This window comes from Streptomyces sp. NPDC005576 (genome assembly GCF_042871745.1).
In the GTDB taxonomy this organism is placed as follows: Bacteria; Actinomycetota; Actinomycetes; order Streptomycetales; family Streptomycetaceae; genus Streptomyces.
Genome location: NZ_JBIAJC010000005.1, coordinates 384,859 through 409,984 on the forward strand (window position 1 = coordinate 384,859; position 25,126 = coordinate 409,984).

Consider the following 25,126-nt stretch of genomic DNA (forward strand, 5'->3'; position numbering starts at 1 on the left):
GTGACAGAACCGCAAGTAGGCACACACGTTGTGGCACTGACGGACCGTCTACCCTGTTGCTTCCAGTAGTGCACAGGGGGTCGCATGCACAGCGAGGGAACGGCCGACGAGCCGGAAACGGGCTTCGACGGCGATCCCGGTGGCGGCCGGCGGTCCACCGAGCCGCAGTCCGTCGAGCCACGAGGTGCCGAATCACGACGCGCTGAACCACTGGGCGCTGAACCGCAGCACACGGAGCAGCAGCACGTCGATCCGCGCGGGTTCGGGGACGAGTCCGTCGTGGAGCCCCTCGGCGATCCCACCGGACCGGAGTTCCTCGGTGAGGCGCCCGAGTTCCTCGGCGATGCGGCAGGCCCCCTCGGGGACGGGGACACGCACGGCTCGGAGCCCGAACTCCACCCGCACATGGTGATCGCCGACCGCTACGAGCTCCAACGCCAGTTGGGCCGGGGCGGCATGGGCGTCGTCTGGGAGGCGCTGGACCGGCGGCTCGGGCGGCGGGTCGCGGTCAAGGGGCTGCTCTACCGGGGTGCCGTGGAGCCGGACACGCAGGCCCAGTGGGTCGAGCGGGCGCGGCGCGAGGCGCAGGCCATCGCGCGGATCGGGCACCAGAACGTCGTGGCCGTGCACGACGTGATCGAGGCCGGGAACCAGGTCTGGATCGTGATGGAGCTGCTCAACGCGCGCTCCTTGGCGGACCTGTTGCGCGAGCAGCGCCGCCTGCCGGTGGCGCAGGCGGCCCGGATCGCCCTCCAGGTGCTGCGCGGGCTGCGCGCGGTGCACGAGGCGGGGGTGCTGCACCGGGACGTCAAGCCGCACAACATTCTCTTCCGGCCCAACGGCCGTGCGCTGCTCATGGACTTCGGCATCGCCACCTTCGAGGGTGCCGTCCAGCTGACCAAGTCGCAGGAGATCATCGGCACTCCGAAGTACCTGGCGCCGGAGCTGATCCACCGGGGCGGCGAGGCGCTGCCGAAGCCGGGCACCCCGGCGTCCGACCTGTGGTCGCTGGGGGTGACGCTGTTCGAGATGGTCGAGGGCCACGCGCCCTTCACGGGCCTCAGCTCGTACGAGATCTTCATCGCCGTGTACGAGCAGCCGCTGCCCGCGATGACGCACGCCGGGCCGCTCGCCCCGGTCATCGGGGCGCTGCTCCGGAAGGACCCGCTCCTGCGGCCGACCGCCCGGGAGACCGAGGCGATGCTGCTGGCGGTCACCAGCGACCCTCCGGCGCTCGACCCGTCGACCCACCGCCGGAACCAGGGCCTCCAGCTCCCGCAGGGCGAGGACACCACGGGCGCGCGCCCCGGCGACAGCGACGACAGCAACGACAGCGGCACCGCCGGCAACGGCAACAACGGCGGCGGCGACGGAGCGGCGCCGGGCGGCCGTCGGTCCGGGCGGCCCCGTCGGCGGGCCGCGCTCGGTGCGGCGGCGGTCGGCTGCGCGGTCCTGCTGTCCGGCGGCGGCTGGCTGACCTGGCAGCACTTCGGAGCGCCCGCGCCCACGTACAAGAAGGGGCACGCCGAGCTGAAGATAGGCGTCAAGGAGGACCAGCCCGGACTGAGCCAGCGGCAGTCGGACGGTTCGTACGCCGGGTACGACATAGACCTCGCCACCCGGATCGCGCGGCGCATGGGCTACCGGGCCAAGGACATCCGCTTCGTGCCGGTGAACAGCGAGAACCGGGCGTCGATGCTCTCGGCGGGGCGTGTCGATCTGGTGATAGCGAGCTACAGCATCACCCCCGAACGCAAGGAGCAGGGAATCGTCTTCGCGGGGCCGTACTACACGGCGCTGCGCAGCTTCCTCGTACGCAAGGACGTCCCCCGGGCGTACACCGACGCCGCCGACCTGATCGACGACAACGCCCAGATCTGCACGGTGCGGGGCTCGACGTACGAGAAGTGGCTGGTGGACGCCGGCTACAACCTGACCAAGCGGCAGAGCTCGTACCAGCTCTGCGTGGACTACCTGCTGGACGACAAGAGCGGGATCTCCGCCGTGAGCACCGACGACATCATCCTCGCCGGGTACGTCGGACAGGACCCGCAGAAGCTCCAGCAGATCAGCAACGCGGGCGGGGCCGAGGGGTACGGCGTGGCGATGGTGCCCGGCGAGCCCGAGCTGAAGAAGGAGGTGTGCGACGCGCTGCGGGAGATCGTGAACGGCCAGGAGTGGGAGGACATGTACACCGAGCACCTGGCGCCGCTGATGTCCAACGAGTCCGCGCCGAACCGGCCGAAGCTGACCGAGTGCGAGGACTCCTGAGAGTCCGCGGGCATCCCCGGGCTCTCGCGTGCTCCCCCGGGCATCCCCCGCTCAGTGCCCGCCGAGCCGCTCCCCGCACTCCGCGCAGAACTTCGGCGCCCGCCCCTCGGCGAGACGGCCGCACTCCGGGCAGACCCGGTCCAGCGCGCACGGGGCCTCGCCGCCCTCGGCCCCGGCCGCCGCGCGGGCGGGCGGCGCGGACGCGATGGTCAGGCCGGGGCGGCGGCGGTGGACGGTGAGGTACGCGAGGCCCTCGGGTCCGGCCGCGACGGCACGGCGGGAGGTGCGGGGCAGCCAGGTCACCGTGGTCGGGGTGAGCGGCAGCGCGGTGGTGCCGGTGGTGATCACGCCGCTGCCCGCGAGGACGACGAGGAGCACGTCGAGGGTGTCCTCCCGGTGCTCGCCGACCTCGGCGTCCGGCGGCAGCCGCACCAGGTTGGCGTCCAGCTCCCGCCCCTGCTCGGCGAGTTGCCAGAGCGCGCCCCGACCGTCCGGGGCCGCCCGGGCGAGGGCGTCGGCGAGCACGGCGAGGTTCCTGGGCACGGCGTTCACGCCTCCGAGCATAGGCTGATCGTTTTCCCCTGGACCACCCTGGACCACCCGCGAGAAGGAGCCGCATGCACCGCGAACCCGGCGCGAGTTACCCGCCCGTCGAGCCGTACGACCACGGGCTGCTCGACGTCGGCGACGGCAACCTCGTCCACTGGGAGGTCTGCGGCAACCCGGCGGGGAAACCGGCGCTGGTCGTGCACGGCGGCCCGGGCTCCGGCTGCAAGCCGTGGCCCCGGCAGCGCTTCGACCCGGAGCTGTACCGGGTGGTCCTCTTCGACCAGCGAGGCTGCGGGCGCTCCACCCCGCACGCCGCCGACCCCACGACGGACATGCGGCACAACACCACCGCCCATCTGATCGCCGACGTGGAGAAGCTCCGCGCCCACCTGGGCATCGAGGCGTGGCTCCTCTTCGGCTGGTCCTGGGGGGCGACGCTCTCCCTCGCGTACGCCGAGGCGCACCCGGAGCGCGTCACGGCTCTCGTGCTGTCGGGCGTCACCTCGACCCGCCCCAGCGAGATCGACTGGCTCTACCGGGGAGCGGGCCAGATCTTCCCGGAGGCCTGGGACCGCTTCCGCGCGGGCGTCCCGGAGGTGACGGACCCCCGGCCGTCGGCCACCGCGCTGATCACGGCGTACGCCCGGCGGATGGAGAGCGCCGACCCCGCCGTACGGGAGCGGGCCGCGGCCGACTGGTGCGTCTGGGAGGACGCCGTGCTGGCGGAGGAGGGGCAGCCGCCCGCGTACACCAGCAGGCCCGAGCGGGACCGGCTGGCGTTCGTCCGGATCTGCTCGCACTACTTCGCGCACGCCGCCTGGCTGGAGGACGGGCAGCTGATCCGGGACACGGGGCGGCTCGCGGGCATCCCGGGCGCGCTGATCCACGGCCGGTTCGACCTGGGCGCGCCGTTGACGACCGCATGGGAGCTGGCCCGCGCCTGGCCCGACGCGGAGCTGACGGTCATCCCGGACGCCGGCCACCTGGGCGGTGCGGCGACCTCCCGCGCGGAACTCGCCGCCATCGACCGGTTCGCCGGAAAACCCGTCGCCCCCTGACGGCTCGCGGTGCCCCCTTGCTTCGAGCGCACTCGAAGGCGTTGGGTGGGGAATCATGAAGTACACGCAGCTCGGACGCACGGGCCTCAAGGTCAGCCGCCTCGTTCTCGGGACGATGAACTTCGGCCCGCAGACCAACGAATCCGACAGCCACTCCCTCATGGACGCCGCACTCGACGCGGGCGTCAACTTCTTCGACACCGCCAACGTCTACGGCTGGGGCGAGAACAAGGGCCGCACCGAGGAGATCCTCGGCACCTGGTTCGCGCAGGGCGGCGACCGCCGCGACAAGGTCGTCCTCGCCACCAAGGTCTACGGCAACATGGGCCCGGACGGTGAGGCGTGGCCCAACCACGACAAGCTCTCGGCGCTCAACATCCGCCGTGCCGTCGACGCCAGCCTGAAGCGGCTCCAGACGGACCACATCGACCTGTACCAGTTCCACCACGTCGACCGCTCCACCCCGGCCGAGGAGATCTGGCAGGCCATCGACGTACTGATCCAGCAGGGCAAGATCCTGTACGCGGGCTCGTCCAACTTCGCCGGCTACAAGATCGCCCAGGCCAACGAGACGGCCAAGCGCCTCGGCTCGTTCGGCCTGGTCAGCGAGCAGTGCCTGTACAACCTGATGGCCCGCGACGCCGAGATGGAGGTCATCCCGGCCGCCCAGGAGTACGGCCTCGGGGTCATCCCCTGGTCGCCGCTGCAGGGCGGACTGCTCGGCGGCGCACTGCGCAAGGAGCGCGAGGGCGGCGGCGCACGGTCCACCACCGGCCGCTCGGCCGAGGGGCTCGCCGACCCGAAGGTGCGCGCCCAGGTCCAGGCGTACGAGGACCTGCTCGACAAGCACGGTCTTGAGCCCGGCGAGGTCGGCCTGGCGTGGCTGCTGACGCGGCCGGGCATCACCGGCCCGATCTCGGGTCCGCGCACGCGCGAGCAGCTCGACTCCGCGCTGCGCGCGGTGGAGCTGGAGCTCTCCGAGGAGGTGCTGGCCTCGCTGGAGGAGATCTTCCCCGGTCCGGGCCCGTCGCCGGAGAGCTTCGCCTGGTAGTCCGGTGAACCCGGTACGTCTCCCCGGCGGGCGGTCAGCCCTCGGGGAGGCGGGGGGCCGCCGACGTCAGTTGCCCACGGCCGCCGCCACGAAGACGACGACGAACATCAGCACGAGAACGGCGGCCATGATGCGGTTTCTGGTCTTCGGATCCACCCGACGAGGTTAACCGCCCAGCCGGACGCCCCCGTCACCCGCCCCGTCACCCGGCCGGTCACCCGGCCCCGTGGCCCGCCGGCCTCTCACCGCCCCAGCGGCCAGGCCCGCACCACCTCGTACCGCGGCTGCTCCCCCGCCACCCCGGACACCGGCAGGTGGCTGCGGACCAGGCTCAGCGCGTCCGCCTCCCACCCGGCCCCCTCGAACCCCTCCAGCACCTCCGTGAACGGGTGCAGGTCCACCTCCGTACGGCTGCGCGCGAGCGTGAGGTGGGGCGTGTAGCGGCGGTGCTCCTCCATCGGGACACCCGCCCTGCGGGCGGCTGCGTGGGCGCGTTCCGCGAGCAGCCGCAGCACGTCCAGCCCGCCCGCCGCCCCGGCCCACAGCACCCGCCCGTCGAACCGGCCACCGCCGTGCACCCGGAGCGGGAACGGTTCGGTCCGACGGGCGGCGCGCTCCAGCCGCCCGTACAGCTCCGGCAGCAGCACCTCGTCCACCTCTCCGAGGAAGGCGAGCGTGAAGTGCCACCCCTCCGCCCCGGACCACCGCAGACTCCGCGCCCCCGGCAGCGCGTGCAGCGGGGCGACGGCAGCACGCAGCTCCGCCACCGCCCCGGCGGGCGGCAGGACGGCGGCGAAGAGGCGCTGAGTGATCACGGGGTCCTGCCGGGTGCTCATACGGCCGAGTCTCGCAGTTGCCCGCGTGCCCCGACTCCCTCCGCGCCCGCGCCCGAGCCCGCCGTCACGGTCCCAGAACCCGGAAAACCGGTCCGCCCTCCTTCCCCCGCGCGCGGGAAGGAGGGCGGACCGGTGTCAGCGATCGCTCGATCTACGCCGCCGTCGCCAGTTGTTCGCGCGGGACGAAGCGGACGTGAGGGCGCCCCGGGCGGAGGTCCACCTTCAGCTTCAGGCCCCCGACGCGGGCCAGCACGAAGCCGATGACCAGGGCCGCGAGGAGCGATATCCCGCCGCCGACCGCGAAGCCGACGCGGGGGCCGTAAGTGTCGCTGATCCAGCCGACGATCGGCGCTCCCACCGGCGTACCACCGGCGAAGACCATCATGTAGAGGCTCATGACCCGGCCGCGCATGGCAGGATCGGCGGCCATCTGGACGCTGGTGTTGGCGCTGATGTTGGTGGTCATGCCGAGCATCCCGATCGGCACCAGCAGGATCGCGAAGATCCAGACGGCCGGCGAGAGCGAGGCGGTGACCTCCAAAATGCCGAAGAGGGTGGCCGCCGCGACGACCATCCGGAGCCGCGAGGAGCGGCGCCGGGCGGCGAGCAGGGCTCCTATGAGGGAGCCGCAGGCCATCAGGATGTTGAAGAAGGAGTACAGGCCGGCGCCGCCGTGGAAGATCTCGTCGGCGTAGGCGGTGAGCCAGATCGGGAAGTTGAATCCGAAGGTGCCGACGAAGCCCACCAGGGCGATGGGCCAGATCAGGTCCGGGCGCCCCTTCACGTACCGCAGCCCCTCGCGGAGCTGGCCCTTGGCGCGGGGCACGATCACCGACTGGTGGAGCTCGCTCGTCCGCATCATCAGCAGGCCGACGAGCGGGGCGAGGAAGGACAGGCCGTTGAACATGAAGGCCCAGCCGCTGCCGACCGTGGTGATCAGGACACCCGCGACGGCGGGGCCGATGAGGCGGGCGGACTGGAAGTTCGCGGAGTTCAGGCTGACGGCGTTGCGGAGCTGCGACGGGCCGACCATCTCGGAGACGAACGACTGGCGGGCCGGGTTGTCCACGACCGTGACCATGCCGAGCAGGAACGCGATCAGGTAGACGTGCCAGACCTGCACGGCGCCGGCGAGGGTCAGGGTGGCCAGGGACACGCCGCACAGGCCGAGCAGCGTCTGGCTGACGAGGAGGAGCTTGCGCTTCGGGAAGCGGTCGGAGATCACGCCGCCGTACAGGCCGAAGAGCAGCATCGGAAGGAACTGGAGGGCCGTGGTGATGCCTACGGCCGCAGCGGACCCGGTGAGGCTGAGGACCAGCCAGTCCTGCGTGATGCGGGACATCCAGGTACCGGTGTTGGAGATCACGGCGCCCGTGGCGAACAGGCGGTAGTTGCGGATCTTCAGCGACGAGAAGGTCCCGCCGGTCGTGCTGTCGTGGGTGGCGGTCGGTGCGGGGGCGGAGTCTGCTCCGGATCCCGTACTCAAAAGGGTTCGCCTCCTCGGCGTGGGTGAATGCTGGCAGGTGACGAGGGAACGGCGACTGCGGGCGCGGCGGCTGTGGTCCGGCCGGCCCGGGGCGTCACAGGTGGGCGAGCTTCTCGAGCACGGGTGCGGCGACCCTGAGCTTCTCCCACTCGTCCTCGTCCAGGCCCTCGGCGAGTCCGGCCAGCCAGGCGTTCCGCTTCGTGCGGCTCTCACTGAGCATGGCCTCGGCCTGCTCGGTCTGGCTGACCGTCTTCTGGCGACGGTCATCGGGGTGCGGTTCGAGACTGACCAGTCCCTTGGCTTCCAGCAGCGCGACGATGCGGGTCATCGACGGAGGCTGGACGTGCTCCTTGCGGGCCAGCTCACCGGGGGTGGCCGAGCCGCAACGGGCGAGGGTGCCGAGCACCGACATCTCGGTGGGGCTCAGCGACTCGTCGACGCGCTGGTGCTTGAGGCGTCTGCCGAGCAGCATCACGGCGGAGCGGAGGGAGCTCACGGCGGCGGCACTGTCGCCGTCGTGGATCAGGTCAGCCATGGTCCTTAGCGTAACTCATTACTTTAGCTAAAGACCAATCGGTGGTACGCGCGAGCAAACGCTCACTCGAACGAGTGAGTCGAGCGCGGAAAGTCACCCCTGGAGCGCGCCGGGGCGGCGACCCTGCTTGGCATGGGATCGACAGTACTCAGCCTGCGGATGGACGGTGAGCTGCTCGACAGGCTCCGGCAGCATGCCGCAAAACGCGGAATGAGCGTCCAGGACTATGTGGTCCGGACGCTCATTCGCGATGACTTCGACGAACGCTTCAAGTCGGCGGTCGACGAGACGGAGAAGTTCTACGGGCCCCAGGGGCCGGCCGTACCCGGGGCACCGCAGGCGCCGCAGGGGCCGGTGGACCGGATCACCCGGCCCGGATCACCCGACCCGGCCCGGTGATCCGGACCGGATCACCCGGCCCGGATCACGTGAGGCCGAGAGCCGGCATCGCGTAGTAGAAGACGAACACGGCCGACACCACGTACATGGCCGCCGGTACCTCACGGCCCCGGCCGGCCGCCAGCCGCATCACGCTGAAGGCGATGAAGCCGATGCCGATGCCGTTGGTGATCGAGTAGGTGAACGGCATCATCACCATGGCGAGGAACGCCGGGATGGCGAGGGTGAAGTCGCTCCAGTCGACCCCCCGCACCGAACTCGCGACGATCAGGAACCCGACCGCGACGAGCGCCGGGGTGGCGGCCTGCGAGGGGACCATGGTCGCGAGCGGTGTCAGGAAGAGCGCCACCGTGAAGAGCAGACCGCTCACCACGCTCGCGAGGCCGGTACGCGCCCCCTCGCCGACGCCGGCGGTGGACTCCACGAAGCAGGTGGAGGCCGAGGAGGAGGACGCGCCGCCCGCGGCGACCGCGATGCCGTCGACGAAGAGCACCTTGTTGATGCCGGGGAAGTTGCCCTGCGGGTCCGTCAGCTTCGCCTCGTCGCCGACGCCGAGGATGGTGCCCATCGCGTCGAAGAAGCAGGACAGCAGCACGGTGAAGACGAAGAGGATGCCGGTGAGGACGCCGACCTTGGAGAATCCACCGAAGAGGCTGAAATCGCCCAGCAGCCCGAAGTCGGGTGAGGCGACCGGGTTGCCCGGCCACTCGGGGACCGTGAGGCCCCAGGCACCGGCCGGGAGGTCCGCGACCGCGTTGACGATCAGCGCGAGGATCGTCATGGCGACGATCGAGATCAGGATGGCGCCCGGCACCTTGCGGACGATGAGCCCGAGGGTGAGCAGCACGCCCAGCACGAAGATGAGGACGGGCCAGCCGTTGAGGTGACCGTCGCCGCCGAGCTGGAGCGGGACGGTGGTCTGGGCGATGTCCGGGATGCGGGAGACGAACCCGGAGTCCACCAGGCCGACGAGCAGGACGAAGAGTCCGATACCCATCGAGATGCCCTTGCGGAGCGAGGTGGGCACGGCGTTCATCACGCGTTCGCGGAGCCCGGTGGCGACCAGCAGCATCACGACGATGCCCGCGAGGACGACCATGCCCATCGCGTCCGCCCAGCTCATGCGCGGGGCGAGCTGGAGCGCGACGACCGTGTTGACGCCGAGACCGGCGGCGAGCGCGATCGGCACGTTGCCGATGACGCCCATCAGCAGCGTGGAGAACGCGGCGGTCAGCACGGTCGCGGTGACCAGCTGGCCACCGTTGAGCTGGTGGCCGTACATGTCCTTGGCGCTGCCGAGGATGATCGGGTTGAGCACGATGATGTACGCCATCGCGAAGAACGTGGCGAATCCGCCGCGGATCTCACGGGCGACCGTGGAACCCCGCTCGGAGATCTTGAAGTACCGGTCGAGCCCGCCCTGCGGCGGGTTGGGGGCGACCTCTGCGGGGGCCGAGCGGGACATGTATGACCTCAGACGTACGTAGGAGCCATGAACAGGGGGCGGGGGGGAAGGTGACCGTCTTTGGACTTTTACACGAATAAATCGCGCCATTCCCGAACGGATTAAGTATGAATACATAAGGCGAAGATCGCTATCTCCGCGCGTAGACCGTTGGGGCACCTGGGATCGGGACCCTTATGTACGCGGTCTTCACACCGTCCCGGCCTCCGTGGCCCTACCCGTCCGGGCGGCCCATAGACTGGGGCCATGGAGAAGTGGACAGCGAAGCACGAGGCGCCCGAGCCCCTGGAGGGCCCCGTCGTCGCCACCGTCACCGGCGGCACGGTCCTCTGGTTCGTCCTCTTCCTCGTGCAGCTCCCCTTCTACGGCTGGTTCGACGACCACGGCCACCTCTGGTGGCTGTGGACCTGCCTCGCCGGGGGCGGACTCGGCCTGATCGGCGTCTGGTACGTACGCGGCCGGGACGCGGCCCTCAAGCGCCACGCCGCCGCCCGCGAGGCCGAGGCCGCCACCGGGGCGCGCGACGGCGGCCCGCGAGCGCCCGGCACCGCCGGCTGACCCCGCGCGCCGCCCCCGGTCCGCGATCCGCCCCCGCCCCGCCTCGCCCCGCCCCGCCTCGCCCCGCCTCGCCGGGCTGACCCGGCGTTCCGCCCGTACCGTCTGAACCATGACGCAGCGGGCCATCGACCCCTCCGGGGACCAGACCCCCGACCGCCTCCCCCCGGACGGGGCCGGACCCCCGGCGTACGACCCGCGCGGGCTCAGCACCGCCGAGGTGGCCGAGCGGGTCGAGCGGGGCGAGGTCAACGACGTACCCGTCCGCTCCTCGCGCTCGCTGACCGAGATCGTCCGCGCCAACGTCTTCACCCGGTTCAACCTGATCATCGGCGTGCTCTGGGTGATCATGCTGGCCGTCGCGCCGATCCAGGACAGCCTCTTCGGCTTCGTGATCATCGCCAACACCGGCATCGGCATCATCCAGGAGTGGCGGGCCAAGAAGACCCTGGACGGGCTCGCCGTCATCGGCGAGGCGAAACCCACCGTGCGGCGCGACGGGAGCGCAGCCGAGATCTCCGTCGCCGCGATCGTGCTCGGCGACCTGATCGAGCTGGGTCCCGGCGACAAGGTCGTGGTGGACGGCACGGTCGGCGAGGCCGACAACCTGGAGATCGACGAGTCCCTCCTCACCGGCGAGGCCGACCCGGTGCTCAAGCGCGCGGGCGACCCGGTGATGTCGGGCAGCTTCGTCGTCGCGGGCGGCGGGGCGTTCACCGCGACGAAGGTCGGACGCGAGGCGTACGCGGCCCAGCTGGCGGAGGAGGCGTCCCGCTTCACCCTCGTCCAGTCCGAACTGCGCAGCGGCATCTCCACGATCCTGAAGTACGTGACCTGGATGATGATCCCGACCGCGATCGGCCTCGTCATCAGCCAGCTGGTCGTCAAGGAGCACGGCGTGAAGGAGGCTGTCGCCCGCTCGGCCGGCGGCATCGTGCCGATGATCCCCGAGGGCCTGGTGCTGCTGACCTCGGTCGCCTTCGCGATCGGCGTCATCCGGCTCGGCAGGAAGCAGTGCCTGGTCCAGGAGCTGCCCGCCATCGAAGGGCTCGCCCGGGTCGACGTGGTCTGCCTGGACAAGACCGGCACCCTCACCGAGGGCGGCATGGACGTCACCGAGGTCCGGCCGCTGGGCTCCGCCGACGAGGCGTACGTCTCCCGGGTGCTGGGCGCCCTCGGCGGCTCGGACCCCCGGCCGAACGCCAGTCTCCTGGCCATCGTGGATGCCTACCCCGACCCCGGCGGCTGGCGGGTTACGGACACCCTGCCGTTCTCCTCGGCCCGCAAGTACAGCGGCGCCGCCTTCCGCGAGGACGGGGCCCAGGACGGCGGGGGCGATCCCGCCACCGACTCCGTCTGGTTGCTGGGCGCCCCCGACGTGCTCCTCCCCGACGGCGACCCCGAACTGGCCTCGGTCGAGGAGCTGAACGAGCAGGGGCTGCGCGTCCTGCTGCTCTCCCGGGCGAGGGGCGGCCTCGACGGTCCGGACGCCGCCGCCGGGTCCGTACCCACCGCGCTCGTGGTGCTGGAGCAGCGGCTGCGACCGGACGCCGGGGAGACGTTGCGCTACTTCGCGGACCAGCGGGTCGCCGCCAAGGTGATCTCCGGGGACAACGCCGTCTCGGTGGGGGCGGTGGCGCAGAAGCTCGGTCTGGCGGGCGCCGAGCACACGCTCGACGCGCGGCGGATGCCCGAGGAGCAGGACGCGATGGCGAGCGCGATGGAGGAGCACACGGTCTTCGGCCGGGTCACCCCGCAGCAGAAGCGGAACATGGTCGCTGCCCTCCAGTCGCGCGGCCACACGGTCGCGATGACCGGCGACGGCGTCAATGACGTGCTGGCGCTGAAGGACGCCGACATCGGTGTCTCGATGGGTTCGGGATCGGAGGCGACCCGGGCGGTGGCGCAGATCGTGCTGCTGGACAACAGCTTCGCCACCCTGCCGTCGGTGGTCGCCGAGGGCCGCCGGGTGATCGGGAACATCACCCGTGTCGCCACCCTCTTCCTGACGAAGACGGTCTACTCGGTGCTGCTGGCGATCCTGGTCGTCTGCTTCCAGGTGGAGTACCCGTTCCTCCCCCGGCACCTGACGCTGCTCTCCACCCTGACGATCGGCGTCCCCGCGTTCTTCCTCGCCCTCGCGCCCAACAAGGAGCGGGCCCAGCCGCACTTCGTCCGCCGGGTGATGCGGTACGCGATCCCGTCCGGGGTCATCGCGGGGGCGGCGACCTTCCTGACGTACATGCTGGCCGGGAGCCACTACTCCGGGGCGGGGGCGCTCGACGCGGAGACCAGCGCGGCGACGCTCACGCTCTTCCTGGTGTCGATGTGGGTGCTGGCGATCATCGCCCGCCCGTACACCTGGTGGCGGATCCTGCTGGTCGCCTCGATGGGGGTGGCCTTCCTGATCGTGCTCGCGGTGCCGTGGCTCCAGCACTTCTTCGCGCTGAAGCTGGTGGGCACCACCATGCCGTGGGCGGCGGTGGCCATCGCCGTGGCGGCCTCGGTGCTGCTGGAGTACGTCTGGCGCCTGGTGGGCCGCCGCTTCGGGGCGTGAGTCCCGTCCGGCTTCCGGTGGCTCGATACCGTCTCCCCGGAGGGGCCCGGGAACGACGTTGCCCCACCCCCTGACGGGCCCGTAGGGTCGGTCGGGTGACTGCCGGGTCGGCCTTGGGCCACGCACGAGTGAGGTTCCCGGCCTCGGCGTGAGCCCGAGGCGGGCCAGAAGCCCGCCCCCTTCTCCGCGTCTTCGCTCCCGGCGCCCCCGCGGCGCCCCTTCCAGCGGACCCACGAGACCCGGGGACACACCACACATGTCGTACGACCAGCAGTACCCGCACGAATCCGCACGGCCGGCGACCGCCGTCCAGCTGAACCACACGGCCGTCCACGCCAGGGACCCGCATCTGTCGGCCGGGTTCCTCGCCGCGATCCTGGGGCTGGAGGTCGGTGCTCCGTTCGGGCCGTTCCTCCCCGTCGACCTCGGCAACGGGGTGACACTCGACTACTACGAGAAGACCGACGAACCGATCCAGTCGCAGCACTACGCGTTCCTCGTGCCCGATACGCGGTTCGACGCCATGGTCGGCCGCCTGGAGGCGATCGGGGTCACCTACTACGCCGACCCCCACCACACCGAGCCCGGCCGGACCAACCGCCTCTTCGGCGGCCGGGGCGCCTACTTCGACGACCCCGACGGCCACAACATGGAGATCATGACCAGGCCCTACCTCCGCCCCTGACGGGCGCCCGGGGCGGGTCCGGAACGGGCGCGCCGTCCGTCCGGGCGCCCGGGCCGGGGTGCGCTCCCCCCGGCCCGGGCGACCGGACGCCGGGCTCAGTCGAACCAGCGGTCCCGGGCCAGCTCCTCCGTGCGCGAGGGGTCCTCCAGCAGGGCGGCGACCTCGAAGCGGCGCGGCCACTGGCCGGCCGCCCAGGCGAGTCCCGCCGCCACCCCTTCCAGGGTCGAGGCGTGCACGGTGCCGTCCGGGGCGCGGCGCCAGTTCAGCTCGACGCCGCCGGCGTGGAGCTCCTCGTGCTCGACGTAGGTGTCCGGGGTGCGGTCGCCGAGCAGGACGCGGACCGCTCCGGGCACCTCGTGCTCCTCGCCCTCGGTCTCCACCTCCGCCTCGATCGTCTCGCCGAGCCGGCGGACCTGGAAGAGCTCGGCGAGTTCGGCGGCGCGTGCCGGGGCGACCGGCAGCAGGGGCAGCCCGCCGGCGAGCGGCAGGACGTCGGGGGCGTCGGCGACGACGGCGTCCGCCGCGTCGACCACCTCCACCTCGCCGTCCACGACGGCCCGCAGGTCGTCGGGGAGGGTGACCTGTTCGGGGTCGAGGTCGGCGAGCGCGGTGTAGAGCCCGTGCAGTTGTACGGCGGTCACCGGGCGGTCCTCCTCGGCGAGGCGGCCCAGCAGTTCGGCGGCGCCGCCCGGCTCGTCCAGGAGGGCTTCGACCGTGGTGCGGACCCCGAGCGCGCGGAGCACCTGGGCGTCGTCGAACCCGGTGGCGTCCACCGCGTCGTAGAGCCCGTCCAGCAGCGGGTCGCCGCCCGCCGTGCGGACACCGGCCGGGCGGCGGCCCTCCAGCACCGGGTGGTCGCGCAGCCACCAGGCGGTGTACGAGCGCACCGAGCGGGTCGTACCGTCCGGGAGCAGTACCCGGACGGGCTGGGTCAGGGCGTCGCGGAACGGCGGCCGGGAGAGCATGGCGAGCGCCTGCGGCCAGGCGTCGTCGGCGACGAGGTCGAGGTCGCGCACGGCGACGATCTCGGTGGCCACCGGAGGCACCGGGGTGTCGGGCAGCTGGTCGAGCAGGTCCTCGCACCAGACGTCCACGGCGTCCAGCAGTCCGGCGTCGTCGGGTTCGGCGAAGTCGCTGTCGCGGGGCTCCAGTTCGTCGGGGTCGAGGACCACGTCGGTGGCGCGCACGAGGGCGAAGCCGGCGAGCACCCCGCAGGCGGTGAGCGGCTGCTCGCCCCAACGTTCGGCCAACTCCTGGTCGCAGAGCGCGATTTCTCCCTCGCGCATGATCTGGGCGAACTCGCTGCCGGGGAGCACAAGTTCACCGGCGGGCACGGTCTCCCCGTCCTCGTCGAGCAGCGCGAGGGCGCCGAGCCAGGGTTCGTCGCCGGGGTTCAGTTCGGCGTCGCGCACGAGGGTGAGCACGGTCTCCACCAGCTCGTCGCCGTCGAGCGCGTCCTCGTCCCAGATCTCCCCGGCGTCCAGCGATCCGGCGACCGCCGCCCGCACCTGGGGGGTGGTCAGTACGGCGCGCGGGGTGGCGGGCAGCGCGCCCAGCTTCTCCAGCAGCGGGTGCGCGGCGTCCGGGTGGGCGACCTTCAGGCCGAGCCGGGCGAGGCGGGCGAGCACCGGGCCGGTCAGCGCGTCGGGCAGCGGCAGCAGCACCTGGCGCGGGCCGATCGTGGTGCGGGGCGGCTGCCCCTCGGGGGCGTCGGGCGCCCCGGCGAGCGGGACGGGCAGTCCGGAGAGGCGGTCCGGGTCGACCCCGGCGAGGCTGTCGTAGAACCGCCGCCACCAGTGCGGTTCGCGCTCGAGCCCTGCGAGCCGGTCGATCGCCTCGGTCAGCGGGACCCGGCTCACGCCCAGGGTGCGCAGTTCGGTGCGGCGTTCGAGTCCGGCGGGCAGCAGGCACGGCAGCACCTCGGCGAGCACCCGTACGGTCTCGGCGCCGGCGCCCTCCACGACCTCGGCCTCGACGGGGCGCAGCGCGGCGTGGTCCCGGTGGCGGACGGCGTCGGGGGCGCCGGGGTCCGCCCAGTCGTCGGCCCAGTTCTCGGCGACCGGGGCGACCGCCGCGGCCGGGTCGGCGGGTACGGCCGGCGCGAGGAAGGCGACCCGGGGCAGCCGTTCCAGGATCGCCGCGCGCAGCGCCCCGTCCACCACGCCCTGACCGAGCGGTCCGGGCACCAGATCGAGGGTGCCGGTGGTGACGGGGTGCCAGTCGGCGAGGAGCTCGGCGTAGGCGTCGGCCGCGCGCTCCACCAGGAAGTCGGTGAGCGGGCCGGGTGCGGGGTGCCTGCGGGTGGTGTCCAGCGGCAGCGAGGCGATGAGCAGGGCGGGCACGCCGAGGGGTTCGTCGGTGGGCGTCGGGGCGTGCACGACGGGTGCGGTGCCGGGGCGGCGGGGCGAGCCGTCCTCGTTCACGGGGACGGCCCAGGTGACCGACCAGTGCGGGCGCAGCCGTTCCTCGACGGGCCGGCCTGCGAGCAGCGCGGGCTCGACCGGCCCGTGGTGGAAGACGGTGCGCCAGCGGTTGACGCCGTGCGCGGAGTCCTCGACGTGGATGTACGGGCCGTGCGCGGTCCGCGTCAACGTGCGTACGCCGGAGGGGGTTTCGACCACGATCTCGTCGAGTCCGGTCAGGGTGAGGAGGAGTGCGTCGTCGATGGAGTCGAGCAGCCGCTCCACCAGGTCCTCGGCGGTGCCGTCGCGCAGCGGCAGCACCACCACGGTGTCGTACCCCTCGGGCGCGCTGCCCTCGGCGGGCAGCGGGAGGCGGAGCAGCGGTACGTGGCCGTCCCGGCGGCGGAGTTCGTCCCCGAGGCCCGGGCTGCCGACGGCCGCGCCCTCGGCGAGGACGCGGGCCTCGGCGAGGGACCAGCGGACGCCGCCGTGGCGGCCGAGGACGGCGGGTTCGTCGCTCACCGCGAGCACGGCGGCGAACCCGACGCCGAAGCGGCCCACGGACGTCTCGTGGCCCTCGCGCTTGGCGGAGGCACGCAGGGTGGAGAGGGATTCGACGCCGGTGGCGTCGAGCGGGGCGCCGGTGTTGGCCGCGGCCAGCACGGTGGGGGCGTCGTTCTCTCCGGGGTGCAGGGTGAGGCGGAGCCGGCCGGGAGTCCCGGCGCGGGCGGCCGCGTCGGCGGCGTTCTGCGCGAGCTCCACGACGAGGCGGTCGCGGTACCCGCCGAGGGCGAGGTCCTCCTCGGCGTTGGCGTCCTCGCGGAAGCGGGCCGGCCCGGCACCCCAGGCGTCGAGCACGCCGCGCCGCAGCCGTGCCGTCCCGAACGGATCGGCCCCCTCGGTCGCCTTCATGCTCACGCTTCGACTCCGCTCTCTTCCGCTTACCCGTTGGCCGTTGCCGCCCAGTGTGCGCCCGAACGTACCGCGCGGGGACGGCAGCGCGACTCACGGGAGCGGGTGGAGCGGGTGTGCGGTGCGGCACGGCGGACCCGGTGGTGGCGGGTCCGCCCGTGCGGCGGGGTGCTTCAGGAGTGGCCGAGGTGCGTCAGAAACGGCCCTTGCGCGTCAGGAGTGGCCGAGGTCGTCGTGCACGTCGGTCTCGTCGGGCACGGAACCGCCGTCCCGCTGCGGGTGCAGCTGGTAGGCGTCCACCCGCATGGTGTCGAGGGCATGCGGTGCGGGCGTCGGCGGCTTCGGCATCACGGCCGCCTCGGAGTGGCCGCCGCAGCCGTACGCCAGCGAGACGACATGGCCGTCGGCCGGACCGAATTCGTTGGCGCAGACGCCGAAGGCCTGCCGCAGCGATCCGGAGAGCGGGACCAGGAACGCGCAGCTCACACAGGTCGCGGGAGCGGCCTGGGCCATCGGCGTCTTGGGGCCGAACTCCTCGTCCCAGCGGTCCGCCGCCTCGTGCAGCCCGTACCGGGACAGCACCCGCGCACGCCGCATGCCGAGCTCTTCGGCGACCGAGGCGATGGAGCCGCGGCCGATCGCGGACGGCCGGGACGTCAGCTCGGCGTCCTCGGCGTCGACGAGGTCGGCCAGCTCGCCGGAGAGGCGTACCGCGGTGGCGTCCTCGTCCGTCTCCTCGACGGTCTCGCCGGTCCACCCGGGCTCCAGGCGGAGGTCCTCCGCCTCGGTGGGCAGCAGGTCGCCGGGGCCCATGTCGCCGGGGCGCAGCCGCTCGCTCCAGGGCACCCACTCCGGGGCGAGGAGGGCGTCCGAGCCGGGCAGCAGCACCGTTTCGTCGAGGGTGACGTTCTTGGCGCGGGAGGCCCGGGCGACGGTCACCGCCCAGCGCCAGCCCCGGTAACCGAACATCTCGCACTCGAAGTAGTGCGTGACGACCCGGTCCCCCTCGGCCACCACGGCCACGTGCGCGCCGACCTCGCCGGGGGCCGCGGCCTCCTCGGCCGCGGCGCGCGCGAAATCTACCGCTTCGGCACAGAGCCGGTCGGGAACAGGGGTACGGGTCGTACGGCTTCGCGTCGTCGCAGCACTCACAGGTCTCGCTTCTCTCCTACGCAGTCTCACGAGCGCGCCGATGGCTCCATCGATGTCCGATTTCAGCCATGACGGCTGTGGGCGGAGCGGACCAGAGGACCGCGTCGACGTCCACACCCGTTGTTGCCTGCCTCGGGCGTGCCTCTCATGACCCATTCTGCGGGATCGCCGAGAGGCGCGCGGCCAAGAACAACCGCCGGTGGCGCGTAACGCACGCTACCCTCTCCGCCGCCCCTCGCCCACCTGCCCGTCCCAAACGCGGCCTTTCCGATGCGTGACGCGACGGATTCCACCGGCCTCCCCGAGGGGAAATTCCTGCCGTCGCGGCCCGCGTGACCTGCCCGTACGGCCGTCCGCACCCTCGTGGGCGGATGCCCCGGGCTGTCGTCGGTTCGTCGGAGAGAGGTTGGGGCAGTATGACGAAGTGGCTACTGTCCGGTCGCACGACGCCCCCGGCCCCTTCCGCAGGACGGGCCGGGCGATGCGCCGCGCGCTGAACTCGGGCTTCTTCGGTACCGGCCGGTCCATCCGCAAGGTGACGCACGCCCACGGCGCCGGTGAGTCCGGGCTCGGAAAACTGATCGAACTCCACGCCGTCAACGGCGCGGGCGACGTGATGATCACGGTGGCGCTCGCCTCCACGGTGTTCTTCTCCGTCCCGACCGACGAGGCCCGGGGCCGCGTCGCGCTCTACCTGGCGATCACCATGGCGCCGTTCACCCTGCTCGCCCCGGTGATCGGTCCGCTGCTGGACCGGCTGCCGCACGGCCGCCGGGCGGCGATGGCGGGCGCGATGCTGGCCCGGGCGGTGCTCGCGGTCACCATGTCCGGCGCGGTCGCCACCGGCGGCCTGGAGCTGTACCCGGCAGCGCTCGGGGTGCTCGTCTGCTCGAAGGCGTACGGGGTGGTGCGCAGTGCTGTCGTACCGCGCCTGCTGCCACCGCGGTTCTCCCTGGTGAAGGCGAATTCGCGGGTCACCCTGGCCGGGCTGCTGGCGACCGGTGTCGCGGCCCCGATCGGCGCGGGGCTCCAGATGGCGGGGTCGGCGTGGCCGCTCTTCGGGGCTTGCGTGATCTTCCTCGGCGGCACCTTCCTCGCCTTCACCCTGCCGCCCAAGGTGGACTCCGCCAAGGGCGAGCGCCGGGCCCGCCTCGCGGAGGAGCACGGGGCGGCCGCCGCGCCCGAACCCCCCGCCCGTACGCCGGGCTCGCGGGCCGGCTCGACCCTGCTCTCCGGCAGGCGCGCCGGGCGGCGGACGAAGGAGAAGCGGGAGCGGCCGCCGGGGCTGCGGTCGGTCGGCGGTTCCGTGCTGCACGGTCTCCAGGCCAATGCCGCGCACCGCGCGCTCTCCGGTTTCCTCATCTTCTTCCTCGCGTTCCTGCTGCGGAACGAGCCGCTCTCCGGGCAGAGCGCGGCCGTCTCGCTCGGCATCGTCGGTGTGGCGGCCGGCACCGGCAACGCCCTCGGCACGGCGGTGGGCTCGCTGCTGCGGACGCGCGGGCCCGAGGTGATCGTCGCGACGGTGCTGGGGATCGCGCTGGGCGCCGCGGTGCTGGCCGCGCTCTTCTTCTCCACGGTGTTCGTCGCCGTGCTCGGCGCGGTCGCCGGCTTCACCCAGGCGCTGTCGAAGCTCTCGCTGGACGCGATGATCCAGCGCGACGTGCCGGAGGAGGTGCGGACCTCCGCCTTCGCCCGGTCCGAGACGGCCCTGCAGATGGCGTGGGTGGTCGGCGGCGGCATCGGGATCGCGCTCCCGCTCAATGGAGTACTGGGCATGTCGGTGGCCGCCGGAATCCTCGCGCTGGGTGCGGCAACGTCCGTCCGGGGTCTCCTGGCCTCCGCGCGGCGCGGCTCACCGCACCCCCGCGTGGCGTGAAGCGGAGCGACCGATAGCCTTCGGCCCATGACCGTTGCGTTCTTCTCAGGTAAGAGCCGTCGAATCGGCGTCGCTCTTGGTGCCGTGTCCGCGGGACTCCTCGTCCTGTCCGCCTGCGACAAGCCGACGCCGCTCGCCACCGTGACGGTCGGCACGACCTCGGTGTCGACCGAGGCCGTCTGCTACAACGACGGCGACCCCATCAAGGAATCGCTGATCCAGGGCTGCCTGAACAAGAAGGCCGACAAGTCGATCGACGTCGCCATGGACGACCGGGTGCGCTTCGGCGTCGACCCGGAGGTCGCCGACAACGGCTGGACGCTCTTCATCGACGGCCAGCAGGCCGAGCAGGAGCCGTACAAGCGGTCCTACCGTTCGATCACCGGCAGCGCGTTCTTCTCCAGCCAGACCGGCGAGACGAGCAAGGAAACCCAGGTCAGCGTCGTCGAGACCGACGGTTCGAAGCTCATCGGCATCTGGCACTTCAAGCTCAAGAAGACCGACTGATCCGCCTTCCGTCGTCCCCTTCGCCGTAGACCGTCGTCCCCGTAGCCCCTCTTCCTCGTAGCCCGTCGGAGGAATCCCTTCCCGTGCGTGTGCTCGTCGTGACCGCTGTTCCCGCCGAACGGGACGCGGTCACACGTGCGTCCGGGGAGGCTCCCGAGGTGCGCACGGTGCCCGGCGCCGAGCTGCACCGCACCGGCCCGCTGGACGTGCTGGCGGGCGGGGTCGGCCCTGCCGCCGCCGCCGCGTCCACCGCGTTCGCCCTGACGTCCGGCCGGTACGACCTCGTCGTCTCGGCCGGGATCGGCGGCGGGTTCGCGCCCGCCGCACCCGTCGGCTCCCTCGTCGTCGCCAGCGGCATCGCCGCCGCCGACCTGGGCGCCGACACCCCCGAGGGCTTCGTGCCCGTCACCGGCCTCGGCTTCGGCCGGGTGCTCCACGTGCCGCCGCGCTCGCTGGTACGGGCGGTCACCGCCGCCACCGGGGCGGCGACCGGCACCGTGGTGACGGTCTCCACCGTGACCGGCAGCGCGGAGCGCGCCGCCGGGCTGCTGGCCGCCCACCCCGACGCCCTCGCCGAGGCGATGGAGGGGTTCGGGGTCGCCGAGGCGGCCTCCGCCCTCGGGCTGCCGGTGCTGGAGATCCGGGCCGTGTCGAACCCGGTCGGCCCCCGGGACCGGGACGCCTGGCGCATCGGCGACGCCCTGGCCGCGCTCACCGGAGCCTTCGGGAAGCTCATCCCCGTACTGGAAGGTTGGACCCACCATGACCGCAACGACTGACGGCACCGACACCGACACCGCCCTGAAGATCTCCTTCTCGCCCTGCCCCAACGACACCTTCGTCTTCGAGGCGCTGGCGCACGGCCGGGTCCCCGGCGCCACCCCGATCGACGTCACCTTCGCGGACATCGACATCACCAACGGCCTCGCCGAGCGCGGCGAGGGCGACGTGCTGAAGGTCAGTTACGCGGTGCTGCCGTGGGTCCTTCAGGAGTACGCGCTGCTGCCGTGCGGCGGCGCGCTCGGGCGCGGCTGCGGCCCGCTCGTCCTCACCCGCGAGCCGGGCACCGACCTGACCGGGAAGACGGTCGCCGTACCGAGCGAGCGCTCCACCGCCTACCTGCTCTTCCGCCTCTGGGCCGCGGAGACCGTGCCCGGCGGGGTCGGCGAGATCGTCGTCATGCCGTTCGACGAGATCATGCCCGCGGTGCGCGACGGGAAGGTCGACGCCGGACTCGTCATCCACGAGGCCCGCTTCACGTACCAGAACTACGGGCTGCACAACCTCGCCGACATGGGGCAGCACTGGGAGACCACCACCGGGCTGCCGATCCCGCTGGGCGCGATCATCGCGAAGCGCTCGCTGGGCACCGAGACCCTGCACGCGCTCGCCGACGCCATCCGCACCTCGGTCCGGATGGCGTGGGACGACCCGACGGCCTCCCGCGGTTATGTCCTGGAGCACGCCCAGGAGATGGACCCGGCCGTCGCCGACCAGCACATCGGCCTGTACGTCAACGAGTTCACCGCCGACCTCGGTGAGGACGGCTACGCGGCGGTCCGCGGGCTGCTCACGCGCGCCGCGGCGGAGGGGCTGGTCCCGGCTCTCGCACCGGACGCGCTGGCCTTCCCCGCACGCCGCGTCTGACGGTTTCCGGCCAGACATGCGCCGACGGCGGTCCCTTCGCGGGGCCGCCGTCGGCGGTGGTGCGGGGTGCGTGCCAGGGCCGGCGTACCGGATGGCGTGCGGTTACACGTCGAGCTGGTCGGCGACCGCGCGCAGCAGGCCGGCGATCCTCGCGCCGTTGGCCTTGTCCGGGTAACGGCCCCGCTCCAGCAGCGGCGTGATGTTCTCCAGGACCGTCGTCAGGTCCTGGACGATCGACGCCAGCTCGTCCGGCTTGCGGCGCTGGGCCGCCGCGACGGACGGCGTCGGATCGAGGATCACGACGGAAAGCGCCTGGTCACCGCGTTGCCCGGCGACCACACCGAACTCGACCCGTTGGCCGGGCTTGAGCCCGTCGACCCCGTCGGGCAGGACCGACGAGTGGACGAACACGTCCGCGCCGTCGTCACGGGAGAGGAAGCCGAAGCCCTTCTCGTTGTTGAACCACTTGACTTTGCCGGTGGGCACTTCGTCCTCGTCCTCGTCGCTCGTCGATGCGTGGGGAGCCGCCGAGACGGCTCCGGATAGCAGGAGAGCGGGTCGCAAGGACCCGCCGATCTTCAGGCTAGTGGCCCCTGGGCCCGGGACAAGACGTCGCCGGGCCATTGTCTCGCGGCGGGAATCAGGGGTTGCCCCGCACTTCGCGCACCCTCCGGGAGACGTGGGAGAAGCCTTACCCTTGCCGGGTGAGCACTACTCCTTCAGGCGCGGGCGACCGACTGGTCCGGATCGGCGCGATCGTCTTCTTCGTCGGCGCACTCGCCACGCTGGTCACGGTGGCCCCGCTCTTCCTCGGGACCGACCCCTTTCCGTCGATCGCGTACGCGGTCTGCATGCTCATGGGGGTGGGTTTCCTGATCGCCGCCGCCGGCGTGGTCCGCTCGGTGTGGTCCAACTCGCCGAAGAGGGTGGTGAGCCGCCCGTAGCCGTACCTGCCGTACCTGCCGTACCTGCCGCCCCTCCGGCCATCCGGTACCTCAGGCGGTGCGCCGCGGCTCGTCCGCCCTGCGCCGCGCCTCGTACGCCCGGAGCCAGGCCGGGAAGGCCGTGAGGTCGCTCAGGACCACGTCCGCGCCCGCCGCCCGCAGTTCGTCCGCGTCGCACGGACCCGTGGTCACCCCGACCGAGACGGCTCCGGCGACCTGCGCCCCGCGTACGTCCCCGACGTGGTCGCCGACGTAGACCTGCGCGCCCTCGGCGAGCAGCGCCTTCCCCTTGCCCTCCGCCCAGAGGTCGCCGATGACCAGGTCCGGGGTGAGGCCGAGGTGGGTGCAGTGGAGTTCGGCGTTGGGCTGGAACTTCGCGGTGACGACGATCGCCCGTCCGCCCAGCGCCTGTACCGCCTCGATGGCCGCCCGCGCCCCCGGCAGGGCCGTGGTGGGGGCGATCGCGTGGCGCGGATAGGTCTCCCGGTACCGGTCGGCGACGACGGCCACCCGTTCGGCCGGGAACCAGTTCGCCATTTCGTCGTCGACGGGCGGCCCCAGCCTGCTCACCACCAGGTCGGCGTCGATGGGCACACCGGTCTCCGCCGAGAGCGCCAGATAGTTGGCCTTGATGCCGGCCCGGGAGTCGATGAGCGTCATATCGAGGTCGAAACCGACCGTCAGCGTGTGCGAAGACATGTGCGAAGCCATGCCTGCCATTGTGCCGACCGCCCCCGACCCGACGTCGGGCGGGAACGTACGGGCGGTACGGGCGGTACGGGGAACGCGCTCCTCACCCCCGGGTCCGGCGCGCCCGCCACACCAGGTACACGGCCGAGGCCACCGCCGCCGTGCGGAGCACCACCGGCCACAGGCCCGTCAGGGCGTCGCCCATGGCACCCTCGGCGATCGGCTCGCCCCAGCGCCCGCGCACCCTGCCCCAGACCCACACCACCGCCCCGGCGACGACCACCCCGGGCAGCCCGATGGCGACCCACTTCGCCTCGGCCCGGGAGAGCGCGCGCGAGCTGTACGCGAGCACCCAGCCGCCCGCGAGGGCCAGCCAGGAACCGAGCACCGCACCGGCGACCAGCAGCGCGGCGGCGACCAGCAGCAGCGGGTGCCCGAGCCTGCGCCCGGCCGGGGCGGCGGCAGGAGCGGCCGGAGCGGGCACCGGAGCGCGCCGGCGCAGCCGGGGCAGCGGCAGGCGCCTGCGGACGGCTGCCCGTGCCTCCCCCGGGGCCCCGCCGGGGGAGCCCTTGCCGGTCGGGTGGTCCGGATGCGTGGGGTCGCCCGTCGCGTCTCGGTCGCCGTCCTTGCCGTCCTCGCCGTCCTCGGCGTCCTCGCGGAGGCGGGGTGGCGGCTTCAGCAGGGCGGGGATCTCCACCCCGCCGACGAACCCCGGCACCCGCACCCCGTCGCCGAACTCGCCGAACGGCCCCGGTTCGACCCGCCACCACTCGCCCTCCCCCACGGTGTCGCCGAGCCGGTCCAGGCCGATGACGTGCGGGGCGGACGGATCGGGCCAGTGGCCGGAGCCCCCCGTCTCCGCAGCCCAGTCCACCCCGCTCGCCCCGTGGGCCTCGCTCGCCCCGCGCGCATCGCCCGGTTGACCGGGCTCGTGCGCCCCTGCCGCCCCGTTGGTGCCCTTGGTTCCGCCCGGCGCGTCCTCCCCGTCCTTACGTCCCGCACCCCGGCCCCCGCCCCGGGCCCGGTTTCCGCGGAACGGCGACGCGCCCCACCGTGAGCCCTCTTCGCGGCGCTCCTCGTCCGCCCCGCCGGTCCCACCGGGCTCCCCCGCGGCCGGCCGGGGCCGGAACACCCCGCGCCGGGGCGCCGGCACCGGTCCTGCCGGGGCGTCACCGGGCCCGTACGCCGTCTCCCGCGCGGAGGTTGCCGAACGCGCCGACGGCAACGGCGCGGAGGGCGGGACGGGTTCGGTGCCCCCCGCCGACTCGACGGCGGCCGCGACCAGTTCATCGGGCTCACCGAAGCGTCCGATGATGCGCCGCACCGCGGCGGGTGAGTCCGTCCCGGCCTTCCCGCGCTGCTTCTCGATCTCGTCGCGCACCTGGCCGACGAGCCTCATCCGGGCCGCGGAGGACAGCTGTTGGCGCTGCGCCAGGTCCCCGACACGGCTCAGAAACTCGTAGACCAGCTGGTCGCTCTCGATCCCCACGTGGCCCGTCCCCTCGGTTCCCTCCGGCTGACCTGCTCCGACCGTAGCGTTCCAGCGGCT

Annotated in this window: 22 protein-coding genes; 12 read left to right on the plus strand and 10 right to left on the minus strand. The window is 72.8% G+C overall.

Annotated features, from left to right (window positions below; all coding sequences use genetic code 11):
- Window positions 1–84 precede the first annotated feature (84 nt).
- Entirely contained in the window at window positions 85–2,271 is a 2,187-nt protein-coding gene (locus ACFYPN_RS11805) for a serine/threonine-protein kinase (RefSeq protein ID WP_389297864.1), read from the plus strand.
- Window positions 2,272–2,322: 51 nt separating this feature from the next.
- Here ACFYPN_RS11805 and ACFYPN_RS11810 read toward each other — a convergent pair whose 3' ends face one another.
- Window positions 2,323–2,823: a hypothetical protein gene (locus ACFYPN_RS11810; protein WP_389297865.1), complete on the minus strand. Its 501-nt coding sequence runs from the start codon at window positions 2,821–2,823 to the stop codon at window positions 2,323–2,325.
- 65 nt (window positions 2,824–2,888) lie between these two features.
- Here ACFYPN_RS11810 and pip point away from each other — a divergent pair, with 65 nt between their 5' ends.
- Together pip and ACFYPN_RS11820 are read left to right on the plus strand one after the other, a co-directional pair.
- Window positions 2,889–3,878: a prolyl aminopeptidase gene (gene pip / locus ACFYPN_RS11815; protein ID WP_389297867.1), complete on the plus strand. Its 990-nt coding sequence runs from the start codon at window positions 2,889–2,891 to the stop codon at window positions 3,876–3,878.
- Window positions 3,879–3,933: 55 nt separating this feature from the next.
- Window positions 3,934–4,929 (plus strand): aldo/keto reductase, encoded by a 996-nt coding sequence (locus ACFYPN_RS11820; protein ID WP_358764197.1) that lies wholly within the window; start codon window positions 3,934–3,936, stop codon window positions 4,927–4,929.
- A 242-nt stretch (window positions 4,930–5,171) separates the two neighbouring features.
- On the opposite strand, the gene thpR is transcribed toward ACFYPN_RS11820, so the two are convergent.
- The 3 genes from thpR to ACFYPN_RS11835 all read right to left on the minus strand — a co-directional run bounded on the left by thpR (window position 5,172) and on the right by ACFYPN_RS11835 (window position 7,786).
- Window positions 5,172–5,765, minus strand: coding sequence for an RNA 2',3'-cyclic phosphodiesterase (thpR, locus tag ACFYPN_RS11825; protein WP_389297869.1), 594 nt, complete (start codon window positions 5,763–5,765; stop codon window positions 5,172–5,174).
- 151 nt (window positions 5,766–5,916) lie between these two features.
- Window positions 5,917–7,251, minus strand: a complete 1,335-nt coding sequence (locus ACFYPN_RS11830) for an MFS transporter (protein ID WP_358764200.1) — start codon at window positions 7,249–7,251, stop codon at window positions 5,917–5,919.
- Between the two features lie 94 nt (window positions 7,252–7,345).
- Window positions 7,346–7,786, minus strand: coding sequence for a MarR family transcriptional regulator (locus tag ACFYPN_RS11835; RefSeq protein WP_358764202.1), 441 nt, complete (start codon window positions 7,784–7,786; stop codon window positions 7,346–7,348).
- A 132-nt stretch (window positions 7,787–7,918) separates the two neighbouring features.
- Between ACFYPN_RS11835 and ACFYPN_RS11840 the strand changes: the two genes are divergently transcribed.
- Window positions 7,919–8,185 (plus strand): hypothetical protein, encoded by a 267-nt coding sequence (locus tag ACFYPN_RS11840; RefSeq protein WP_358764203.1) that lies wholly within the window; start codon window positions 7,919–7,921, stop codon window positions 8,183–8,185.
- A gap of 25 nt (window positions 8,186–8,210) precedes the next feature.
- Here the strand turns inward: ACFYPN_RS11840 and ACFYPN_RS11845 are convergent, their stop codons facing one another.
- Complete coding sequence (locus tag ACFYPN_RS11845; protein WP_389297872.1) at window positions 8,211–9,650, minus strand: NCS2 family permease; 1,440 nt, start codon at window positions 9,648–9,650, stop codon at window positions 8,211–8,213.
- Between the two features lie 246 nt (window positions 9,651–9,896).
- Here ACFYPN_RS11845 and ACFYPN_RS11850 point away from each other — a divergent pair, with 246 nt between their 5' ends.
- The 3 genes from ACFYPN_RS11850 (at window position 9,897) to ACFYPN_RS11860 (ending at window position 13,447) form a co-directional block, all read left to right on the plus strand.
- Window positions 9,897–10,208, plus strand: a complete 312-nt coding sequence (locus tag ACFYPN_RS11850; protein WP_358764205.1) for a DUF2530 domain-containing protein — start codon at window positions 9,897–9,899, stop codon at window positions 10,206–10,208.
- Window positions 10,209–10,317: 109 nt separating this feature from the next.
- Window positions 10,318–12,762 carry an HAD-IC family P-type ATPase gene (locus ACFYPN_RS11855; RefSeq protein WP_389297874.1) on the plus strand — a complete coding sequence of 815 codons (2,445 nt, stop codon included), beginning with the start codon at window positions 10,318–10,320 and terminating at the stop codon, window positions 12,760–12,762.
- A gap of 256 nt (window positions 12,763–13,018) precedes the next feature.
- Window positions 13,019–13,447, plus strand: coding sequence for a VOC family protein (locus tag ACFYPN_RS11860; RefSeq protein ID WP_389297876.1), 429 nt, complete (start codon window positions 13,019–13,021; stop codon window positions 13,445–13,447).
- Window positions 13,448–13,542: 95 nt separating this feature from the next.
- Here the strand turns inward: ACFYPN_RS11860 and ACFYPN_RS11865 are convergent, their stop codons facing one another.
- Window positions 13,543–16,761: a sacsin N-terminal ATP-binding-like domain-containing protein gene (locus tag ACFYPN_RS11865; RefSeq protein WP_358764904.1), complete on the minus strand. Its 3,219-nt coding sequence runs from the start codon at window positions 16,759–16,761 to the stop codon at window positions 13,543–13,545.
- Between the two features lie 213 nt (window positions 16,762–16,974).
- The gene (locus ACFYPN_RS11870) at window positions 16,975–17,913 is read right to left on the minus strand and encodes a DUF3027 domain-containing protein (RefSeq protein ID WP_358764894.1); all 939 of its coding nucleotides are present in this window, start codon (window positions 17,911–17,913) and stop codon (window positions 16,975–16,977) included.
- Between the two features lie 424 nt (window positions 17,914–18,337).
- Between ACFYPN_RS11870 and ACFYPN_RS11875 the strand changes: the two genes are divergently transcribed.
- From ACFYPN_RS11875 to ACFYPN_RS11890, 4 genes are all read left to right on the plus strand, one after another.
- Window positions 18,338–19,789: an MFS transporter gene (locus ACFYPN_RS11875; RefSeq protein ID WP_389297878.1), complete on the plus strand. Its 1,452-nt coding sequence runs from the start codon at window positions 18,338–18,340 to the stop codon at window positions 19,787–19,789.
- A gap of 27 nt (window positions 19,790–19,816) precedes the next feature.
- Window positions 19,817–20,296 (plus strand): DUF2771 domain-containing protein, encoded by a 480-nt coding sequence (locus tag ACFYPN_RS11880; protein ID WP_358764890.1) that lies wholly within the window; start codon window positions 19,817–19,819, stop codon window positions 20,294–20,296.
- Window positions 20,297–20,379: 83 nt separating this feature from the next.
- Window positions 20,380–21,075, plus strand: coding sequence for a futalosine hydrolase (locus ACFYPN_RS11885; RefSeq protein ID WP_389297880.1), 696 nt, complete (start codon window positions 20,380–20,382; stop codon window positions 21,073–21,075).
- Window positions 21,059–21,943 carry a 1,4-dihydroxy-6-naphthoate synthase gene (locus ACFYPN_RS11890; RefSeq protein WP_389297882.1) on the plus strand — a complete coding sequence of 295 codons (885 nt, stop codon included), beginning with the start codon at window positions 21,059–21,061 and terminating at the stop codon, window positions 21,941–21,943. The genes ACFYPN_RS11885 and ACFYPN_RS11890 overlap by 17 nt, the downstream gene beginning before the upstream one ends.
- A 102-nt stretch (window positions 21,944–22,045) precedes the next feature.
- On the opposite strand, the gene ACFYPN_RS11895 is transcribed toward ACFYPN_RS11890, so the two are convergent.
- Window positions 22,046–22,429: a cold-shock protein gene (locus tag ACFYPN_RS11895; protein ID WP_358764902.1), complete on the minus strand. Its 384-nt coding sequence runs from the start codon at window positions 22,427–22,429 to the stop codon at window positions 22,046–22,048.
- A gap of 218 nt (window positions 22,430–22,647) precedes the next feature.
- On the opposite strand from ACFYPN_RS11895, the gene ACFYPN_RS11900 reads away from it, so the two are divergent.
- The gene (locus ACFYPN_RS11900) at window positions 22,648–22,887 is read left to right on the plus strand and encodes a hypothetical protein (protein ID WP_389297884.1); all 240 of its coding nucleotides are present in this window, start codon (window positions 22,648–22,650) and stop codon (window positions 22,885–22,887) included.
- Between the two features lie 51 nt (window positions 22,888–22,938).
- Here ACFYPN_RS11900 and ACFYPN_RS11905 read toward each other — a convergent pair whose 3' ends face one another.
- A complete protein-coding gene (locus ACFYPN_RS11905) occupies window positions 22,939–23,607 on the minus strand; it encodes an HAD family hydrolase (RefSeq protein WP_389297886.1) in 669 nt (222 codons plus the stop codon).
- A gap of 73 nt (window positions 23,608–23,680) precedes the next feature.
- On the minus strand, window positions 23,681–25,066 hold the full coding sequence (locus tag ACFYPN_RS11910) for a hypothetical protein (protein ID WP_389297888.1): 1,386 nt from the start codon (window positions 25,064–25,066) through the stop codon (window positions 23,681–23,683).
- Window positions 25,067–25,126 lie beyond the last annotated feature (60 nt).

Coding starts and splice junctions, on each gene's coding strand:
- ACFYPN_RS11865 (WP_358764904.1), bottom strand. CDS start 16,761: ATGAAGGCGACCGAGGGGGCCGATCCGTTCGGGACGGCACGGCTGCGG.
- ACFYPN_RS11820 (WP_358764197.1), top strand. CDS start 3,934: ATGAAGTACACGCAGCTCGGACGCACGGGCCTCAAGGTCAGCCGCCTC.
- ACFYPN_RS11905 (WP_389297886.1), bottom strand. CDS start 23,607: ATGGCAGGCATGGCTTCGCACATGTCTTCGCACACGCTGACGGTCGGT.
- ACFYPN_RS11805 (WP_389297864.1), top strand. CDS start 85: ATGCACAGCGAGGGAACGGCCGACGAGCCGGAAACGGGCTTCGACGGC.
- ACFYPN_RS11845 (WP_389297872.1), bottom strand. CDS start 9,650: ATGTCCCGCTCGGCCCCCGCAGAGGTCGCCCCCAACCCGCCGCAGGGC.
- thpR (WP_389297869.1), bottom strand. CDS start 5,765: ATGAGCACCCGGCAGGACCCCGTGATCACTCAGCGCCTCTTCGCCGCC.
- ACFYPN_RS11855 (WP_389297874.1), top strand. CDS start 10,318: ATGACGCAGCGGGCCATCGACCCCTCCGGGGACCAGACCCCCGACCGC.
- ACFYPN_RS11860 (WP_389297876.1), top strand. CDS start 13,019: ATGTCGTACGACCAGCAGTACCCGCACGAATCCGCACGGCCGGCGACC.
- ACFYPN_RS11880 (WP_358764890.1), top strand. CDS start 19,817: ATGACCGTTGCGTTCTTCTCAGGTAAGAGCCGTCGAATCGGCGTCGCT.
- ACFYPN_RS11890 (WP_389297882.1), top strand. CDS start 21,059: ATGACCGCAACGACTGACGGCACCGACACCGACACCGCCCTGAAGATC.
- ACFYPN_RS11840 (WP_358764203.1), top strand. CDS start 7,919: ATGGGATCGACAGTACTCAGCCTGCGGATGGACGGTGAGCTGCTCGAC.
- pip (WP_389297867.1), top strand. CDS start 2,889: ATGCACCGCGAACCCGGCGCGAGTTACCCGCCCGTCGAGCCGTACGAC.
- ACFYPN_RS11835 (WP_358764202.1), bottom strand. CDS start 7,786: ATGGCTGACCTGATCCACGACGGCGACAGTGCCGCCGCCGTGAGCTCC.
- ACFYPN_RS11850 (WP_358764205.1), top strand. CDS start 9,897: ATGGAGAAGTGGACAGCGAAGCACGAGGCGCCCGAGCCCCTGGAGGGC.